Genomic DNA, 19,594 nt, shown 5'->3' on the forward strand with positions numbered 1-19,594 from the left:
GGATGGATTGCTGGAACTACTATTCCAAGACCCTCTCGACGATTCTCTGGCACCCTGATCTCCCCGGGGAGGAGGGATCCCGTCTGCGGGACCGGGTCGAGGAGCGTATCGCCCGACAGAACNTCCCCCTGGTCTCGCGTTCCTGGAGCGAGGTCGCCGGGAGTTCCCGCGATTCCCTTCCCCCCGAACTGGCCCGGGCCGAGACGATGGTGGTGCGCCCCGGGAGCTCCGCCGACTTTGGCCCCTGCCCGGGAACGCAGGGGCACCGGTGCTGCAATTATCTCACCCAGAACATCTACGTGGGGTGCACCCTGGGGTGTACCTATTGCATCATGCAGAGTTATCTCCGCAACAGGACGCTCGAGGTGCTTCTGCCTCACCAGTCCCGGATCGATCACCTCCGTCGTCTTGCCCGGGAAATGCCCGGCCACACGATTCGTGCAGGCACCGGTGAGGTAGGCGACAGCCTGCTCTACGACCCTCTCTTTGATCTGTCGCGTCCCTTTGTGGAGGGCCTGGCCGATATTCCCAATCTCCGGTTCGAGTTGAAGACCAAAACCGACTATGTGGCGCATCTGCCCGAGGTTCCTCGGGGGTCGTCCCTGGTGGTGGGGTTTTCCCTGAACCCTCCCGGGATCGTGGCNCGGGAAGAGGGGTGGGCGGCGACCCTGGAGGAGCGTCTCGCTGCCGCCCGGCTGGCCCTGGAAAAGGGGTACCGCCTGGCCTTTCATTTTGATCCGATCATCCACCATCCCGGGTGGCGCCAGAGCTACGGTGAGGTGGTGCACCTTCTGGGCGAGTTCTCCGACGCCCCCGTAGAGTGGGTCAGCCTGGGAACGCTCAGNTATCCCCTGCCGCTGCGGGGGGCCATAGAAGAGCGCCCCTACGCCCTGGAGGAGTTTGTCCAGTGCCGTGACGGGAAGATGCGGTATCTNCAGCCGCTGCGCGCGGGAATCTACCGGTTCATGCGGGACGAGCTTCGGCGGGTCCTGCCCGGGGCAGCGGTGTATCTTTGNATGGAAAGCAGCACCCTCTGGCGGGATTTTCTCGAAAAGAGGACGGCCCCGCTGAAACCGATCATGCGGCCCCTGGAGGGGTTCAGCCGGGGGTGCGGGGNAGAAGGGTGTCACGGGACAGAGCGGGGCCCCGAGAGGCGGTAAGCGNNACAGGGCCGGGTAGNACGGCCAGTGGTCATGCCGGTACAGTGCCGGGAGCAGCGCGGCAACAGGAGGCGTTCATGACAGAGAGAATCGCAGCACCACCAGGATCCCGCAGAGGGATCTCGCCACGGTCGGTCCGGTGGGTAATTCTGGCCTGTTTCCTTCCGGCCTGGTCCCTTTTGGCCGGCGCCGGGGCGCTGTGGGCAGATGCAGGTGCACCCGCACCGCCGCCCTTTCGGGCCCCCGGGGTGCCAGCCCGGGAAGCGACCCTGGATCTCTTTGTGCGAGAGCTTCAGGAGGGGGCGCTCCGGGGCGAGACGGTGCGGGTGGTCCGGTACGGCCAGGCGGGGACGCTCCTGAGACCGGGGGTGCTGGAGCTTCCCCGGCAGGGCCGGGCCTTCTCGCTGAAACCCTACGATCTGGTNGTCTCCGTGGAACGGCCCCTGGAGATACGCCGCCTGCCGGACTACGCGGGGCTCTTCGAGGTCGCTCCGGCTTCGATGGTGATCGCCGTCTCGGAGTCCCGGTTCGAACTGCTCCAGGGCTCCCTGGAGTGGATCGACGACCGGGGNGGAGATCTTCTTCTCTCGCTGGGCGATCTCATCCTCTCCGGCCGGGGACGGGTGGAGGTCCAGCGCCGCACCCCGCCGGGCGGGGGAGCTTCCCCGGGAGAGCAGCTCAGGATGAAGGTGATCACGGGACGGTTCGAGCTTCGCCGGGGGGAAGAGCTTCTGGCTGTTCTGGGGAGTGGCCACGAACGGACCCTGGATCTGCCGGGACGCTCCAGCCAGGATGGCCCCGAGGCGGAGGCCTTCGCCCGGTCCCGGGAGGCCCTGGAAACGCTTCTGGAGGAGGCTGTGNTGAGCTTGTACCGGGGGCCGCTCACGGGTGACCGTCTGGTGGCGCTCTGGGAGGCGGTCTGNGATTTCGGCCCCCGCTATGCCCGCGCCGAGGCCCGGGGGTTTGCCGGCATTCCCCACCCCGACGAGGCCCTGCGCTCCCTGGGAGAGGCGCTGCGGCTTCTCAAGGCTTTCTCCTTCAGGCCCGCTCCCTAGGATCGGCGGCGGTTTCCCCGGGGAGGGCCCGGGGACGGGTCGGGATTCACGGTCAGGGGCCCGGAGCCGGGTGAGGATTTCAGGGCCGGATTAGCGGTTCATGGCCGGATCAAAAGAAGGTGGCTTTGGACTGGTCGTCTTTCTTTTTCTTGATCCGCGCCAGATAGGCCGATTCTTCCCGTTCCACGGGCTTGATCAGCTGTCCCTTGAACCGTTTCAGGAGCACCCGCGATGTGCGGGCAAAAAAGAGGACCTTTCTGGCTTCGTAGCCGCCCACGTCTTTGCTCACAACGGGGATCTTCTCGGTCTCAAGAAAATCCAGGGCGAATTTTATGTTACTCTCGGGAATCCTTCCGCTGCTGGTGTTGTGGAGGACGTGGCCCCCCCCGAAAACCTTGGCAACCAGATTCTCCCGGCGNGATCCCTTTTTGATGAGGTCGTTGATGATCAGTTCCATGGCGAACATGCCGTAGCGGCCCGAGGACTCGCGGTAGTAGTCGGAGCTGTGGAGCTCGCCGGGGAGCATGAAATGGTTCATCCCGCCCTGACGCTTTACGGGGTCGTAGAAGGCCACGGCGATGCAGCTACCGAGAATCGTAGCGATTATGATGTCGTCGCTGGTCGAGTAATACTCGCCCGGGTGGATCGTCGAGGTGGTATATCCGAAACGCTGGTCAAAATGGGTGTACATCGTCTTTTTTCACTTCGTCGTTTTTCACATCCCGCCAGATCACATCCCGCCAGATTAGACGCCACGGATTTTGGTGTTCCCGATGCCGGGTGCCGTCAGGTGCCGGACAGCACCGGACAGTCTGCCGCGCCCGCCGGGGTAGCGGCTCAGAAGAGTGTGACATCACCGGCGGCAACGCCCTCCTCGACGGCGAAGCCCGCGATCTCTCCCGCCTGCTGCTTGTGGGTGAAGATGGTGAACCGCTCGATTATCTCGCGCAGCCGTGTGTCCTCGATCGTCCAGGTCTCGAGGTTTTCCTCCTTCAGNGCCTCCCGGTAGCGACTCTCGATACTGTGGCGCATGGCGGCCATCTGATCCTTGAGGGCTCGCATCTCGCCACTGGTATGCCTCAGTTTTTTCCCGTTCTCCCGACTCTGGTTGAAGACGGCGAAGAAGCGTTCCGTGAAGAGGGAGAAGCCCGAGATGATCCGGTTGACCTGTTCGCGACTGGACTCGAGATGACGGTAGTGCTGCTTCATGTCGGACTGGAAGGTATCGGCAAAGTTCGTNTCCTCCTGGTAGAGGGTCCGGTAGTTCTCCATCACCCTGGCCGTAGTCTCGATGAACTCCTGGGTTACGTTCAGGGAGCTTTCCACATCGGAGCCGATCTTCTGGGTGAGTTTTGTCATGTGCTCTGTGCTGGTGCCCATGGNGCGGAGTACGCTCTGCTTCGCCACCTCGATCCGGGCGGCGATGTCGATGCTGCGGAAACGGTTCACCAGGGTATGGAANGTGCGGAAGGTGTTCTGCAAATCCTCCACGTTGCCCGTGATCATCTCGGACTGGGAGAGGAGGTTTGCCTTCCGGCGAAGGTTGGTATTGAGGTCCTTCACCAGCTCTTCCAGTATGCCCGAGATCTCTGTCATCAGGGCATCGAAGGTGATTTCTTCCTGGTTGGCCAGGACCACCGTTCCTTTTACAAAATCCCTCCGCTCCCGGTCCAGCTGTTCCAGCCGTTCGCCGGCGTCGTCGGTGAGGGTGGTGAAGGTTTCCAGGCTCTCGTCGATCTGGCGGGCCACGTCCTCGATCAGGGATTCCGCCAGGGGGGGAATCTGCCTCAGGAAGGCCAGTTCATCCAGCAGCTCCGAGCGGTTCTCCAGCTTCTCCTCGGGCTTGATCACCTCCAGGGCCATGATGATGTGATCGATCGACTGGCGGATCAGATCCTGGAGCTGGATCGCCTCCATCATTCGGTTGATGGGCTGCTGAAGCTCCCTCGATTTTTCTCTCAGTTCCCGGGAGCCTCCGATGAGGCTCTCCACGGCCCGTTCGAACTCCTCGAAGCTTCGGGTCATGCGGGTCTGGAAGGAGACGAAGAAGGACTCCTGTAGCGACCGGGTCTCTTCGAGCTCGCTCTCGAAACCGGAGAAACTGGTGATGAGATCCTTTCCGGCCCTGGANACGGTGTCGCTCAGGGCGATCGTCTTGTTGGAGAGCCGCTTGAGCTCCTCTGTAATGTAACTGAAGGCCCGTCCGGCGTTCCCTGCCTTGAGGGCCACCGTCATGGCGTTCAGGGAGACGATTTCCATATCCTCGCTGTCGAGTTTGATCTGGTCGATGGAGGAGGAGATCGTCTCCAGGCTGGCCACGGCGGACCGCAATTGATCAAAGAGCGCTGTTTCCCGTTCCGAGAGCGCCTGGAAGCGCGATTCCCACTCCTGCACGGCCTGATTGGTCTCGGCCAGGAGCGTTCCGGACCCGGCGCTCCCTCCGGGAGTGTTCTCCCGGGTATCCGCCATGGTGCGGATCGCTTCATCCGAGCGGGTCAGGCTCTGCTGCATCTCCTGGACCAGCGCGGGCAGTGCGCGGGAGAGTCCCAGGAAGATCTTCTCCGTGTCCTTCTCTATCGATTTGAGTGACTGAACGAGGGTCTCTGTTTGATCGTAGGGCAGGGGTGTCATAAGTACTGTCCATGATATGACAGGAAGGGGGTTCTAGGCAATCAAAAAAACCGGTCTGCCCCGTGGGGAAGACCGGTCTGTTCCGGAAAAGCGTTCCGGGGACTCCCCGCAGCGGCCAGCCGCCGCAGGGAATCGTTCTTACTGCTGGTATCTTACTGCTGGTAGGGGTCGATATCGACGTTGAGGGCCTCCTCGGTCTCGATATCGAAGACCACGACCTTATCCATGTTGGGGGTGAGCTTGATGGCGTCGCCCACCTGCACCATATGGGAGGGTGGAACACGCACCACCAGCTGGTTGCTGCCGGTGTTCACGTAGATGTGGATCTCCGCTCCCAGCGGCTCAACCACCTCGACAGAGGCGCTTATGGTGGTGTTTTCGGGTGCATTCTCGGCGGCATACACCATGTCCTCGGGGCGAATGCCGAAGATGATCTCCTTGCCGACCTTCTCCTTGNNTACCTGGGCAACCTTGCCGGTGAGTTCGATCTTGAAGTTNCCCTCGTCACCGTAGATCGTGCCGTTTTCCTCGGTCACCTTCATGGTGAGAAAGTTCATGGCCGGGGAACCGATGAAACCTGCCACAAANCGGTTTGTGGGGTAGTTGTAGAGCGTCAGGGGATCGCCGATCTGCATGATCACCCCGTCCTTCATGACGACGATCTTGTCACCCATGGTCATGGCCTCGACCTGGTCGTGGGTCACGTAGATCATGGTGGCGTTGAGCCGGGTGTGGAGGCTGGAGATCTCGGCCCGCATCTGGACCCGGAGTTTTGCGTCCAGGTTGGAGAGGGGTTCGTCAAAGAGGAAGACCTTGGGATGACGCACGATGGCGCGACCCACGGCGACACGCTGGCGCTGGCCACCCGAGAGCTGCTTGGGCTTGCGGTCCAGGAGTGCCTCGATATCCAGAATGCGCGCGGCCTCGTTGACCCGGGCCTGGATGTCGGCCTTGTCGAATTTGCGGATCTTCAGGCCAAAGGCCATGTTGTCGTGGACGGTCATGTGAGGATAGAGCGCGTAGTTCTGGAAAACCATGGCGATATCCCGATCCTTGGGGGGGACGTCGTTGACCCGCTTGTCGTCGATGGTGAGATCACCGGAGCTGATGTCCTCGAGACCGGCGACCATGCGGAGGGTCGTCGTTTTTCCACACCCCGAGGGACCGACCAGAACTACAAACTCCCGATCCTGGATGTTGATGTTTGCGTCTTTTACCGCGTGGAATCCGTTGTCGTAGACCTTGTTGATGTTCTTCAGTTGAACCGTTGCCATAGGGCACCTCCAAAAATATTTTATTGGAGGTCAGTTTAGGCGGAGATCGGTGAACTGTCAAATCCCGATGGTCGGTTTTGGAGAAAAAAACGTCCTAATCACCACGCTGGTCGTACCAGCGNCGCAGGAGATCGCCCAGGCGCTCACCCGGGGTGGTCCCGTTGGGGGGGGGCTGGTCGGTTTCGCGGTCTGCCTCGCGCAGCAGAAAGGGGAGGACCAGGGCTTGCCGAGCTTCGTCCCAATAGCGGGGGCGCGGCCCGGGAAAATGAAGGGTCTCCGGCTCGGGGACCCGCCCTGCCAGGTCGGGGTAGAAGGTTCTGGTCATCCAGAGGTTNACCCTGGTCAGGGTGGAAAATCCGCCGAAGAANCCGAAGGTATCGACCCGCTGGTCTATCTTGTATTCGATCAGGCTTTTTTGGGTCTCCTCCGATCGAACCCATTCCAGGAAGGCCCGGGCCCGGGCCTCCCGTGGTGTATGCGCCGTGATACCGCCGTAGACCAGATCTTCCAGAACGGGGATTGATCCATCCTCGCGGCGAAGCCAGCGGAAATCCCAGGANTCGCTGGAAAAGAAGCTCCAGTCAAAGAGTTCCGTGGAGGGAAGGTATACCGCCAGGACACGGTTATCCTCGAGCTGCCGGTACCAGGGTTCGTAGAGGAAGCGGGCCCGGTAGGCCTGTTCCTCCCGGGGCGAAGCGCTCCACTTCCCCTGGAACTCCCGGATGGCAGAAAAGGCCGTGTCGAAGGGGTCTGCCTGCCACCGGGGGCCTCCCGAGGGGTGGGGCTCGGGGATCATTCCCTCGATGCGGGCCATCTCGTAGAGAAAGCGGGGGTCCGAGGTGGGGACGAACTTCAGGGGTGGGGTCTGGCGGTCCCTGCCCGGACCGGGGTGCAGGGCGGTTGCTGTCTCCCGGGGGGTGAGGGCGAAGGGTTCGGTTATCCTGGCACGGGAGCGGTCGAAGACCACCGCTCCCAGGTTGAAGGCCAGGGGTGTCCAGGGCGACTGGTCGTTGTCGGGTCTCATGACAGCCCGGGCCGGGGGATTGTTCACCCACTGGCCGATTACTACGTCGGCGTCTACCCGCTGGTGGGTGAGTGCTTCGGTGAGGTTTTTCACGTAGCGGAAGCGCAGGGGCTGGCCCGTCTCGTGCCGGTAAAGTTCTGCCAGGAGGGCTGCATCGGTGTGGTTGCTCCAGAGGGTCAGTGGCTCTTTCGGGCTGCTGCACGCTCCCAGGGTCAGACTCATGGTCAGGGTGAGACCCAGGATCATCCCCAGGGCGAGGCCCTGGCCCAGGACAGGGCTCACGCCCGGGACAGGGCCCCGGCCCGGCCTGGGGCCCGCCCCCGGCGGGGTGGAGCGGCGACCCGTCGGGAGGGGGTGCCGCTGTCGGGTGCTCCGGCCGGGGGCGCGGGTCATGCCTCGATCGACTCCTGTACGGGGTGGGTCTGGGGGCAGGGTGGTGTTCCCAGCGCCTCGGCCACGGAGAAGATCGTCTCGTAGAGTTCCGGCAAATCTTCCCGGTCGATCCCGGCGAAGGCCACGCGGAGATAGCTCTTCCCCACGGAAATTACCCCCACTCCGGCGTCGAGGAGGGCCAGACGGAGCTCCTCGGCGTTATGGGGTGTGCAGTAGAAGCTCATGAAGTAGCCCGAGTTACAGGGCAGGGGCTTGAGCATGGGTGCCCGCTGCTGCGCTTCCTGGGCCTGGAGGATGGTATGGAGGGTCTCGTACCGAGCCTGGAGAATATCCCGGGCAACCGCTTTCTGGGCCTGGTAGGTCTCGCTCTTCAGGAGGCGTATCAGCACGGACTGGGCCGGGGTAGAGGAGCTGCTCACGGTGCCCCGCACCAGACCGGCTATCTTTTTCTCCAGCGCCTCGGCCTGATCGGGGGTAATCCCCTGGAAGGCGCAGGTCATGAACCCCACCCGGAAGCCCCAGGCAAAGTCCTCCTTGGAGGAGCCGTCGATCTTGATCGCCAGCAGGTTGGGGTGCGCCTGGGCAAACTCCCCGAAGATGGAGTGGGGGTAGGCCTCCTTGTCGTAGACGAGACCGAAGTAGGCGTCATCGGCCACGAGGAGGACCGGTACCGACTCGGCCAGGTTCAGCAGGGTCTGCCTGATGAAGGCCACGTCTTCCCGGGAGGGCGTGAAGCCCGCAGGGTTGTTGGGAAAGTTCAGAAGCACCACGAGCTTGCCGCTTCCCGCAGCGGCCCGGGCCCCGTCGGCGAAGGCTTTCCTGTTGAAGCGGTAGTCCTGGTTGAAGAAGGAAAATTCCCGGAGACGGCACTGGCGGCGTTCCTCGAAGATGATGCGGTAGTTTCCCCAGAAAAGGTCGGGAATGAGCACCACATCGCCGGGATCCACAAACAGATCGGCCACGAGGGAGATCCCCGCCGTGAGGCCGGGGACGACCACAGGAAGGGTCGTGGCGACGCCACGGAGCAGGGGGTTTTTTTGGGCAAGAAGATCCCGCCAGATTGTGCGGAGCTCCGGTACGCCCGCTGTGGGAGAATAGGGGACGGCTTCGCGGGTCGAGAGGGGGTGGGTGAGATCTCTGATCATGGGGAGTGTCATGGGTTCGCCCTTTTCGTAGGCCATTCCCACGGTGGCATCAAAACGCACGCCCCGTTCGCGGGCCTCGGCGCTCTGCGCCACGATCCCCTTTGGAAAGAACATCCGCTTACCCAGGTCGGAAAGAAGCCGCATCGCCACCGACCCTTCCAGGCGTGCGTTGAGATCCTCAGCAAGGCTATTCATGGGCGCACTATAGACGATATCATAATTGACGGTAAAGGTCGGTATCGCGTAAGGTTTGCTCGTGGCAAAAGACGGAGTGCAGGGCAGGGGAACAGAACTATCTCGGGACGAGGCGGGAAAGGATGCCGGAGCCAAGGGTGTCCTGGAACGGATTCTGGGGATATTTCTCGGCTTTGGCGATCCCGAGCGGGACCGGAAGCGGGCGCTCAAGGCGATCGGCAAGAGCCTTTCCAAGGATCGGTTCAAGTTCTACAAACCTCGCGGATCCCAGGTGGAGGCGCCTCTGGCGAGGCTGCTCTACGATACCTATCGGGCCGTCTACGCCGTGCGGAAGCTGGTGCAGCCCTCGGACACCTCGGGGGCGCTGAAACTCNTGGTGATCGAATCCCGCATGACCGATCAGCAATACGAGCTGAAGGAGCAGATGGAGGAGCGGGCGCTCCGGGAACGGGCCAAGACGCGGGAGGTCAAGGACCTGGCCGAGGAGGTGCGGGATACCCTGATCAACTTCGTGGGGGCCTTCGATGCCAACCGGGTGAAGGAGATTAATACCACCTACAACGAGCTGCGGGCCTTCGTTCAGTTTTGTAATTTTGACTACTATTTTACCCTCCGCAAGTTCGATTCTGCCATCAGCGAGGATTCCTTCACCTACAAGCCCAAGTTCGATTCGATCGACGCCGAGTACGTGGTGGATGATCTGCGGGACTTTCAGGAGTTCCTCTACGGTCTTCCCCTGGAGACGGACTGGCAGCGGATTTTTGATCTGCTCTCCACGTATCGCGGTGTGGAGGTGGTGGACCGCGATGCCTGGCAGAAGGTGGTAAAGGCGTTGCGCCAGGTCTCGGAATCGCGGATCCTGGAGCGAATCGTGCAGCACGCGGCGGAGGATCCCGAGTGGATAGCCAAGCCGGCTGTGTACAACGCCAGGATTGTGGAGCCCTACCTGAACGAGCTCAAAACCAACGTGGAGGGAATTCTCCAGAAACTCGTGAAGGAACGCCGGAACAACCGGATCGAGAAGCTCGTTCATCAGGTCTTTGGAACTACCGTGGTGGCACGTACCAAAAACTACACCGCCAAGGCGAATGTGGTCTTCCAGAAGAGCGATGTCGAGGGGTTTCTGCATACCGATTCCCTGAATTACCTGAAGGCGTACCTCCTGGATTATTTCAAGAAAGATATGCGCGAGATCGTGCAGGATCTGCTCATTGTNCGGGGGAAGTGGGTCACCAGCGTTCAGGCCCAGCAGGTCTCCGATGCGTACCACGGGGTTCTCGCCGTGTCGGAGCAGATTATCAAGCTCGACGACAGTCTGGCCGATGAGGGCGAGCTGGGTCAGCGTTTGCGCCGCGCCGCCGGGCGGGTGGTAGAGCGGGACCCGGGTACGCAGAAGCAGCTCAAGGAGCTGGTGAAGACAATCAACCAGGAGGCCGAGCGGCTGGTGGCCGAGGCGGCCCAGAATCTGATCGTTATCGGCAAGAACCTGAAGGCCCTGGTGGAGGACGTGGAGCGCAAGGAGCCCGCCATGATCATCAACTGGAAGGAGCTGGATGCTGCCATCGAGGAAGATCTGCGGGAGCAGATGTCGGCGCTCTATCGCCAGCTCTACTACCTGGTGCAGTTGTTGCAGGTCTATACCGCGAAATCCTGAGATCCTGCTCCCTGGCGGGGGGCGATTGTTCCGTGTTCTCCCGGGGGTGTTCCCTTCTGCTCCAGCCTGATGAGATGTTGTTTTGCGCGGCGCCCCTCCCGGGCCGGGACGGAGCGGGTCGCGTAGTTTCCCGTTCCCCCCGAGGCAGGTACAACCCGGTGGCAGGGGACGATGACGGCGATGGGGTTGCGGCCCACGGCGTTTCCCACGGCCCGGGCCGCGTCGCGGCGGCCGATCTTCAGGGCCAGTTCCCCGTAGGTGATGGTGCTCCCGTAGGCGAGTTTCTGCATGGCCTGCCAGACCGCCTGCTGGAACTCCGTTCCCTCCATGTGGAGGGTCAGGGAAAAACGGTCCCGTTTGCCCGCGAAGTATTCTTCCAGCTGGTATTCTACCTCACCGCAGGCGTATTTGTTCTCTTCCCAGGAATGTGGGGGCCAGGAGTGTTGTGAGCTGGAATGTTGCGAACGGGAATGTTCGGCAAGGTGCGGGCGAAAGTCCCGGTAGCTGACGCGGTGGACAACGCCCTGCCGGTCCACGGCAAGAAAGAGATCGCCCGCCGGAGACCGGTAGCGGTGGGTATACCACAGGGTTCTACGGGTCTGCATGGTTCCAATCCTATCACTGCCGGGTGTCGNGGGCAACTGCTGCGGCGGTCTCCCGACGGTTATGCCCGAGGCTGGTGCTCCGGCCCGGGCTCAGGGATTTNCTCCGGGACCGGCTCCGGGGCAGGGGGAAGAATCCGGTGTCGCAGTTCCTCGATGCCTGCTCCCGTGAGAGCCGAGACCCGGAGGATCTGGTCGTCCCGGTGGAGCGAGGGCTGGAGGAGAAGTTCTGCCTGGTCTGTGTCGGGGCAGGTGTCGGTCTTGTTCAGGATGATCAGTCGCGGTACCTGGTGCGCGCCCAGTTTGTGCAGAATCTCCAGGGTNGTTCTGATCTGCAAGGGGGCTTCGGGGTCCGCCGCGTCTACCACCAGGAGTAGCAGGTCCGCTTCCAGGGCCTCTTCCAGGGTCGAATGAAAGGCGTTGATCAGCTCCGGGGGCAGATTCCTGATGAACCCCACCGTGTCTGTGAGGAGTACCGTCTGGTCCGGTCCCGCCGTGAGGCGCCGGGTGACGGGGTCCAGTGTGGCAAAGAGCTGATCGGCGCTCCGCACCCGGGCGTTGGCCAGGGCGTTGAGGAGGGTGGATTTTCCTGCGTTGGTGTAGCCCACCAGGGCAACCCGCCGCACCTTCTCGCGGCGNTCCCGTCGGAGTGCCCGCTGGCGGCCTACCTTGTCCAGNGCTCTCCGGGCAGAGAGGACCCGTTTCTTGAGCTGGCGCCGGTCCATCTCGATCTGCTTTTCCCCTTCGCCCCGGGCGAGGCGGCTTCCTCCGCCCTGGCGCGAGAGGTGTTGCCACATTCCCGCCAGGTGCGACTGGGCGTATTCGGCCCGGGCCAGCTCGACCTGGAGCTGGGCCTCTCTGGTCCGTGCCCGGCGGGCAAAGATTTCCAGGATCACGGCGTGGCGGTCGTAGATCTCCCGCTGGGCCCGGCGGCTCCAGTTTCTCATCTGCACCGGTGTGAGGGGCTGGTCGAAGACGATGATCCGGGCGTCCTCGTCGTCGGCGGCGGCGATGATGCGATCGGCCTGGCCCGTTCCCAGATAGAGCGCCGGTTTGGGNGCGCGCAGACGGATCAGTTCCTGGCCCACCACCAGGAGACCNGCTGTCTTGCAGAGACGGGCCATTTCCCGGAGGCTGGCCTCGGCGCTGGAGCGTTCTTCGGTTGTGAAGGACCCCACCAGGTAGGTTCTGTTTGCCTGGGCTTCCTCGTCGGCGGGCGATAGTGATCGTGTCATCTTCTCTGGTCCTCTCTGCGGGGGGCCTTCCTGTGGTATAGTGAGGGCCGTGGCAACTCACTTTTCATCCNACCGGGACCGCCCGGGTGCTCTTCCATCGGGCGNTTCATCCCCGGGCCGAGCCCCCAATTGCCTGCGGTGCCGCCACTTTTCCGTCACCTGGAATGCCCGCTTCCCCCGGGCCTGCCGCCTCTTCGGGGTTCAGACCCGGCGCATGCCCAGCGCGGTGGTCTACGAGACCACCGGCAGGCACTGCCCGGGTTTTGAGGCTACTCCGGCGCACCGCTGACTTCTGACTGTTAGCGACCGGCCCGGGGGCCCGCCCCGGGGGGGAGATGCTTCCGGTAGGCTTCCCAGCTTGTGCGCACCAGGGTGGGGCCGTCGCTGAAAGAGGGGGNCCACCGGAGAAGCTCCTGTGCCAGGGATGCCGAGGCGACCAGGCGGGCGGGGTCTCCCGGGCGGCGGGGGACCTCCTGGGCCGGGATNGCCTGCCCGGTGATCTCCCGGGCGGCGGNGACCATCTCCCGGACNCTCAGCCCCGATTCGCTCCCCAGATTCACCGTGATCGAGGTGTCTTTNNCGGTGATGTACTCCAGGGCCCGCAGGTGTGCGTCGGCCAGGTCGGTGACGTGGATGTAGTCCCGCACGCCCGTGCCGTCGGGGGTCTCGTAGTCGGTGCCGAAGATTTTCAGCTCATCCCTCATCCCGGCGGCAACTTCCATGATCACCGGCAGAAGGTTGGCAGGGCTTTGCTCCAGCCCGCAGACCTCCCCCTCGGGATCGTATCCGGCGGCGTTGAAATAGCGCAGCGCCGCGAAGCGCAGTCCCCTCAGCTGGTCGTACCAGGCCAGGATGCGTTCGATCTCGAGCTTTGTGAAGCCGTAGAAGTTCTCCGGACGGGTGGGGTGGTTCTCGTCGATGGGGAGGTATTCCGGTTCCCCGTAGACGGCGGCGCTGGAGGAGAAGACCAGGGCCTTCACGCCGGCGGCGGTCATGGCGTTGAGAATGTTCACCGTGCCGTTCAGATTGTTGATCGCGTACTTTTCGGGGGCTTCCATGGACTCCCCCGCCGCCTTGAAGGCTGCCAGGTGGATCACGGCGTCCTGGCCGCGCAGGGCCNCCTCGATCTGGGCNGGAATGAGGATATCTCCGTGTACGAAGGCTGTGCCGGGTTGCAGGTTCTCCCGGAGGCCNCTGGAGAGATTATCAAAAACCGTAACGGCGTGGCCCGATTGGCGCAGCGCCTTCACCACGTGGCTGCCGATATAACCGGCACCACCAATTACCAATACCTTCACGAGTATCGAGACTAGTCTGTCCTGCCGGGGCGGTCAAGCCTGTCCTGCTGGATGTCCCGCTGGACAGTTCCGGCGAGGCTGTGGATACTGGTGACTCACCCGGTAGGGCAGAAGGGGCTTGTCCCGTCGGTCTGTCGGCTGTGCAGAGGTATCTGCACCGGCAGGGTGGTTCCGCGATTACCAGATCTGCGATCGCCAGATCCGCGAGGAAGGAGTGTTTTTGTGTCTCACGATTTTTCTATTGCCCGTCTGGGGGAGGCCACGATTCCCTCACCGATTCCCTACGCCAGCGAGAAGGGAACGGACATGGCCAATTATGTGGGCGACGACGAACGGATTATCTTTAATCCCGCTCTCTCCCGGTCCGGTTCGGAGCACCCCGTCTCGGGCCAGGGGTTGCTCGAGGTGGCCGGCCCCAGGAGGGATATCTATTTTTCTCCGGGCCATGTTCACGCCGGGGTAATCACCTGCGGGGGGCTGTGTCCGGGGATCAACGACGTTATTCGCGCTATCACCCGGTGTCTCTGGTACCGCTACGGCGTGCGGCGCATCACGGGGCTCCGTTTTGGCTACCCCGGGCTTCTGCCCGAGACGGCTGAACCGACGCTGCCGCTCGATCCCGATGTGGTGGACGATATTCACAAGATCGGTGGTACCGTTCTGGGATCCAGCCGGGGCGGGGGCGTCCGGACGGCAGAGATCGTGGATGCCCTGGAACGGCTGAATCTCAACATGCTCTTTACCATCGGTGGTGATGGCACCCAGAAGGGCGCCTTGGCTATCGCCGAGGAGATCGAGCGACGGAACTTGCGAATAACTGTGGTGGGAATCCCCAAGACGATCGATAACGATTTCAGCTTTATTGAACGTTCCTTCGGCTTCGAGACCGCCGTGGCCGAGGCTGCCCAGGCTGTGGCGGCGGCTCACACCGAGGCTCATTCGGCGATTAACGGGATCGGTTTGGTGAAGGTCATGGGTCGCGACAGCGGGTTTATCGCTGCCCACACCGCTCTGGCCAGCCACGAGGCGAACTTCGTGCTGATTCCCGAGGTTCCCTTTTCGCTGAAGGGTGAGCGGGGGCTTCTGCACCTCCTGGAGCGGCGTCTGGATGCGCGGCGTCACGCCGTGATCATCGTGGCCGAGGGTGCGGGACAGGACCTTCTTCCCGATTCGTCGGAGAGCGATGCCAGCGGGAACCGGAAGCTTTCCGATATCGGTATTTTTCTGAAGGATGCGATCTCCCGGCATTTTGCAGATCGGGGCAAGCCCTTTACGCTGAAGTATATAGACCCCAGTTACATGATTCGCAGCGCCGTGGCGGCGCCCACCGATAGCGTGTATTGCTCGCGGCTNGGGAATAACGCCGTTCATGCGGCCATGTCGGGACGAACCAAAATGCTGGTGGGGCTCGTGAACGATCATTTTGTTCATATTCCCATGGCCGTGGCGGTGTCGCGACGCAAGCAGGTGGACCGCGAGGGCAATCTCTGGCGGGATGTTCTGGAGGCGACGCACCAGCCCATGCAGATCGGGCCGGCCTAGCGGGGTGTGCGGATCGGGCGCTCCCTCAGCCAGAGCGGACGAGACCGCCTGGGCGAGGGACGCCAGGAAAAACACCAGGAAAAACAAGGGGCGCCGGGAAAAAGGGACCACCCGGAAGAGACCCGGAGAAGATCCGGGAGAACAGGGGCCGGGAGTGAAAAAGAGGCTCAATCAATAAAAGAGGGTAAAAAAAGGGCCGGCACTGACTGCCGGCCTTTGACACCCCAGTTGATGCACGCCATGACCGCGCTATCAAACTGGAATCCTTTGTTTGTGCCGCCCATGCGGCTGGTAAAAGAAGATTATGTCTCCAGTGCCTCGCTGGCCCCGGGCCATGCTCAGGACCAGCCTACCCTTTTAGGTGGTGCTTCTGTCATCCTNTACCCTCCCGGGAAGGGGCCAATCTCCTTCCCTGTCCTCCTTAAATATCGCACNCCCCCCGGGGGTTGTCAAATTTTTTGGTGATCTTTTCGTGCGATCACCCCGCGCTGACCCCCAGAAGGCGGGCAAAGGCCTGGAGCTCCGGNCCGGGTGCACCCGTCAGAAGCTCCGTGGTGAGGACCTTCCCGAGCTGAACGCCCTCCTGATCGAAGCTGTTCAGATTCCAGGCGAAGCCCTGGAACATCACCTTGTTCTCGTAGTGCGCCAGGAGCGCTCCCAGAGCCTCGGGAGTGAGCTGATCGCCGACGATAAGGGTTGAGGGCCGTCCNCCGGGAAAATGCTTGTTGGGGTTCTCGTGGGCTCGTCCCCGGGCGAAGGCCACGATCTGGGCCGCCAGGTTTGCCTTCAGCTTTGTCTGGCTTGTGGACCCCTCGAAGGTGGTATCGCGGCCCTGCTGGGAGTCGCGGAAGCCGATGAACTGCAGGGGCACCGGGGTTGTTCCCTGGTGGAGGAGCTGATAGAAGCTGTGCTGGCCGTTGGTTCCGGGCTCGCCAAAAACCAGGGGGCCNGTCTGGTAGCCCAGGGGCTCGCCCCGGCGGTTGACGCTCTTGCCGTTGGATTCCATATCGAGCTGCTGCAGGTGGGCGGGGAACCGCGAGAGGGCCTGGCTGTAGGGCAGAACCGCCGTGGCGGCCATGGCCAGAACGTTTCGCTCGTAGAGCCCCAGCAGGGCGTCCAGGAGGGCGGCGTTCTTCCTGATCTCCGGTTCCAGGGCTGCCCGGTCGGCCTGGTGGGCGCCGTCAAGAAGCCGCTGAAAGATTCGGGGGCCGAAGGCGATGGAGAGGACCACGCCTCCCACGGCGCTGGTGGCGGAGTAGCGTCCGCCGATGTAATCATCGATGAAGAAACTCTCCAGATATCCCTCGTTGCGGGCCATGGGGCTGGTCTCGGAGGTCACCGCCACGATGTGTTTCCCGATCTCCAGCCCGGGAGAGCGCTGCGCTGCGAGTTCGGCCACGAACTGTTCGTTCGTGAGCGTCTCCTGGGTTGTGCCGCTTTTGCTCACCAGCACAAAGAGGGTGCTNTCGAAGTCGATATCGGCCAGGACCGCTGCGGCGTCGTCGGGGTCCACGTTGGAGATGAACCGCGCTTCCAGGAGCGGTTCCGAGGCTGCTCTGTGGGTGCGTACCCACTCGGCCAGGGCCAGGTAGAGGGCCCGGGGCCCCAGATCAGAACCGCCGATCCCGACCTGCACCACCGTGGTGAAGGGNTTTCCCGTGGAGCCCTTCAGGACACCNTCGCGAACGCTCCCGGCGAAGGCGGTGAACCGGTCCTGCTGCTCCCGGTAGAAGTCGCGCTGGTTTCTTCCTTCCAGAATGACATCGGCGCCGAGTTGCCCCCGAAGAAGATGGTGCAGCACCAGGCGGTTTTCGCCGGTGTTCATGCGTTCTCCCTCGGCCAGGGCACGGTATTTTTCCGGAAGCTCCTGTTCCCGGGCCAGTTCTGCCAGGATGTCCAGGGTGGCCTCGTCCAGGGGCGATGCTGCCCAGGAGAAGGTGAGCCCCGCTGCGAGGGGGATCTGGCATCTCTCTACCCGCTCGGCCGTGAGGNCGGTCACGTCGAAGGGCGGGGCCTTCCGGAGTTTTTCGTAGGCGCTGGTTTGATCAAGGTTTTTATAGGTGAGCATTGGTTCCTCCCTGGCTGAGTATAGCGGAGTGGCGCCCCCGGAACCAACCCCGATGGAGATATCATCTGCCTCGGGGAGCTTCCCGGCGTGAAGGCTCCCGGTGCCGATTTTCCCGGCGTGGATATTCCCGGTACAGATTCTCCCGGCACGGGTTCTCCCGGTACGGATACAGTGACACGCAGGGTGTCTCTGCGGTACGGTGAGNAAAATGATATTATAAGGAGCGCCGACGATGAAACCAACGCTGGTTGTTCTGGCTGCCGGGATGGGAAGCCGCTACGGAGGGATCAAGCAGATAGATCCGGTGGGCATGAACGGTGAGGCCATCATCGACTATTCGATCTACGATGCGATCAGGACGGGCTTTAACCGGGTGATTTTTGTGATCCGCCGGGAGATCNAGGAGGATGTGAGGGCCTTTTTTGCGGGGAAATTCCCCCCGGACCTTCGGGTGGATTACGTTTACCAGGATCTTTCGGACCTGCCCGGNGGGGCCGTGGTGCCCCCGGAGCGGACCAAGCCCTGGGGGACGGGCCACGCCATGCTTGCCGCCCGCGACGTTGTGGATGCTCCCTTTGCGGTGATCAACGGTGACGATTTCTATGGGCGTCCTGCCCTGGCTGCCATGGCGGAGTACCTGTCCCGGTGTTCCCCGGAGGGCCGCGANTACGCCATGGTGGGGTATCGCCTGGACCGGACCCTCTCGGAGAACGGCACGGTCTCCCGGGGGATCGTGACCCACGATGACCAGGGGTGGCTCACCTCCATTGTGGAGCACACCCGGTTAATCCGGCAGGGCGACCAGGGGATCGCCAGTCTGGACGATCAGGATCAGGCGATTGAGTGGTTCCAGGGACACGAGCCGGTGAGCATGAACCTCTTCGGTTTCACTCCGGCAGCGATGCCCCAGTTTCTGGAGGAGTTCGGCAGGTTTCTGGAAGATCGGGGGAGCGAGCCCAAGAGCGAGTTCTACATTCCCTACGGCATGAATCGTCTGAACCAGGCCGGGACGGCGCGCATGAAGGTGCTGCGGAGCGATTCCGAGTGGTTCGGGGTGACGTATCAGGATGACCGGCCCCAGGTGGTGGCCCGTATCGGGGCCCTGATCGAGGCCGGGGATTATCCCCGCGCGCTCTGGCCCTGCCAGGGCTGAAAAGGCCTCCTGGCTGCCTCGGGGCTGGTGCCCCGGGGCGACGGTTCCGTCGGCGGGTGGTGAGTCAGGGCGCCACCCGGTCCTGGTCGAGCGAGAAGGTCCGGCTCTGTTCTCCGATCAGGCGCTGGCACCGCTCGAGCCCTGCCCGGTATTCGGGGTTGCCCGGCATCGCCTGGAGCGCGGCCTCGTAGCACCCCAGGGCCTGATGCGGCTGGTGATCTTCCAGATAGGCCTCGGCGATCAGCCCCTGAATCCACCCCTCCCGATCCCGTTCCCAGGCGTTATGGAAACAGAAGATNGCCTTTCTGGTGTGATGNTGCTCCTGGAAGACCTGGCCCAGGCGTATCCAGGCGGTGGAGCGGTCTTTCTCGTCGATGGCACGATCCACGGCCCGGCGCAAGGCCGCAGAGCCCCGCAGAAGGTCCCCNTCTTCGATGTACCGGTCGGCCCGCTTGAGCCAGGCGCTCCCGCTGAACCGTACCGGGTCNGCCAGGAACTGNGCCAGTTCTTCCTTGCTCTCGTTGTTCTCTCCAAAGAGGTCCATCTGCTCGCTGGCGTCGGCGTCGTAGATGCGGTAGGCGATCACNGTTTTGTCGGCGCGTTCCACGATGTGGAGCGATGCCGGGGTCTCGTCGACGATTTCTGCCTCGTAGTAGCGGAGCCCCAGCCAGGCGAGCCAGCGATTCACCTCGTCCTTCCCGGCAGCGGGGCTCTCCTCGGGAAGGGGCACGGTGGCATCGACGGCGTCCAGGAAGGACGTGTCCTGGTATGATCCCCGGAGCCAGCTTTTCCGGGTTCCGGGCAGGCGTTTGACCAGGGGTTTTACCCACCACCAGTAGGGACCAAAGTGGCGGTATTCGTTCCGTTTCGCCGCGAGTCGCGGTGCCAGGTGTGTCAGGGTCTCTTCAAGCTCCCGGTCCCGGGCCGTGGCCGGGACGCCTGTGAGCAGGCTGCTGATCTGTTCCTGTGTAAAAAACACGGCTGCTCCTCTCAAGATGAATGATAATCGCGTGTAGTACAGGCTGCCACGTCTCGGTGCACAGGCTTATGTCGGGTCGGACCTGCCGAGGGTATCGACCAGCTCGTGCAACTCCCGGGCCGTCTCCCGGGGCAGCTCCTGCAGAAACTCGTCGCGGATCAGTTTCAGTCCCAGGTATTCCCGTTC

General features: G+C 62.8%; 10 protein-coding genes. 3 read left to right on the plus strand and 7 right to left on the minus strand.

The window, feature by feature from the left end; genetic code table 11:
• Positions 1 to 206 precede the first annotated feature (206 nt).
• A complete protein-coding gene (locus tag B071_RS20270; protein WP_438829624.1) occupies positions 207 to 1,160 on the plus strand; it encodes an SPL family radical SAM protein in 954 nt (317 codons plus the stop codon).
• Positions 1,161 to 2,324: 1,164 nt separating this feature from the next.
• Here the strand turns inward: B071_RS20270 and B071_RS0107100 are convergent.
• From B071_RS0107100 to B071_RS16425, 3 genes are all read right to left on the minus strand, one after another.
• Positions 2,325 to 2,906, minus strand: a complete 582-nt coding sequence (locus B071_RS0107100; RefSeq protein WP_018526412.1) for a hypothetical protein — start codon at positions 2,904 to 2,906, stop codon at positions 2,325 to 2,327.
• 2,092 nt (positions 2,907 to 4,998) lie between these two features.
• Complete coding sequence (locus tag B071_RS0107110) at positions 4,999 to 6,120, minus strand: ABC transporter ATP-binding protein (protein WP_018526414.1); 1,122 nt, start codon at positions 6,118 to 6,120, stop codon at positions 4,999 to 5,001.
• Between the two features lie 1,413 nt (positions 6,121 to 7,533).
• The gene (locus B071_RS16425) at positions 7,534 to 8,877 is read right to left on the minus strand and encodes an aminotransferase class I/II-fold pyridoxal phosphate-dependent enzyme (RefSeq protein ID WP_083914598.1); all 1,344 of its coding nucleotides are present in this window, start codon (positions 8,875 to 8,877) and stop codon (positions 7,534 to 7,536) included.
• A gap of 76 nt (positions 8,878 to 8,953) precedes the next feature.
• On the opposite strand from B071_RS16425, the gene B071_RS0107125 reads away from it, so the two are divergent.
• Positions 8,954 to 10,531, plus strand: a complete 1,578-nt coding sequence (locus tag B071_RS0107125) for a DUF5312 family protein (protein WP_498365802.1) — start codon at positions 8,954 to 8,956, stop codon at positions 10,529 to 10,531.
• On the opposite strand, the gene B071_RS16430 is transcribed toward B071_RS0107125, so the two are convergent.
• The 3 genes from B071_RS16430 to galE form a co-directional block, all read right to left on the minus strand.
• On the minus strand, positions 10,513 to 11,136 hold the full coding sequence (locus tag B071_RS16430) for a methylated-DNA--[protein]-cysteine S-methyltransferase (protein ID WP_018526418.1): 624 nt from the start codon (positions 11,134 to 11,136) through the stop codon (positions 10,513 to 10,515). The two genes, B071_RS0107125 and B071_RS16430, sit on opposite strands and share 19 nt — an antisense overlap.
• Before the next feature lie 59 nt (positions 11,137 to 11,195).
• Positions 11,196 to 12,368, minus strand: coding sequence for a GTPase HflX (gene hflX, locus B071_RS16435; RefSeq protein ID WP_018526419.1), 1,173 nt, complete (start codon positions 12,366 to 12,368; stop codon positions 11,196 to 11,198).
• Positions 12,369 to 12,667: 299 nt separating this feature from the next.
• Positions 12,668 to 13,666, minus strand: a complete 999-nt coding sequence (galE, locus tag B071_RS0107140) for a UDP-glucose 4-epimerase GalE (RefSeq protein WP_040587643.1) — start codon at positions 13,664 to 13,666, stop codon at positions 12,668 to 12,670.
• 222 nt (positions 13,667 to 13,888) lie between these two features.
• On the opposite strand from galE, the gene B071_RS0107145 reads away from it, so the two are divergent.
• Positions 13,889 to 15,208 (plus strand): ATP-dependent 6-phosphofructokinase, encoded by a 1,320-nt coding sequence (locus B071_RS0107145; protein ID WP_018526421.1) that lies wholly within the window; start codon positions 13,889 to 13,891, stop codon positions 15,206 to 15,208.
• Between the two features lie 478 nt (positions 15,209 to 15,686).
• Here the strand turns inward: B071_RS0107145 and B071_RS0107150 are convergent, their stop codons facing one another.
• Positions 15,687 to 17,276 (minus strand): glucose-6-phosphate isomerase, encoded by a 1,590-nt coding sequence (locus B071_RS0107150; protein WP_018526422.1) that lies wholly within the window; start codon positions 17,274 to 17,276, stop codon positions 15,687 to 15,689.
• Positions 17,277 to 19,594: the final 2,318 nt, after the last annotated feature.

Source organism: Alkalispirochaeta alkalica DSM 8900 (genome assembly GCF_000373545.1).
GTDB classification, from domain to species: Bacteria; Spirochaetota; Spirochaetia; order DSM-27196; family Alkalispirochaetaceae; genus Alkalispirochaeta; species Alkalispirochaeta alkalica.

What these genes read in the sequence shown, in the direction of transcription:
- B071_RS16425 (WP_083914598.1), bottom strand. Translation starts at nt 8,877, where the DNA reads ATGAATAGCCTTGCTGAGGATCTCAACGCACGCCTGGAAGGGTCGGTG.
- B071_RS16430 (WP_018526418.1), bottom strand. Translation starts at nt 11,136, where the DNA reads ATGCAGACCCGTAGAACCCTGTGGTATACCCACCGCTACCGGTCTCCG.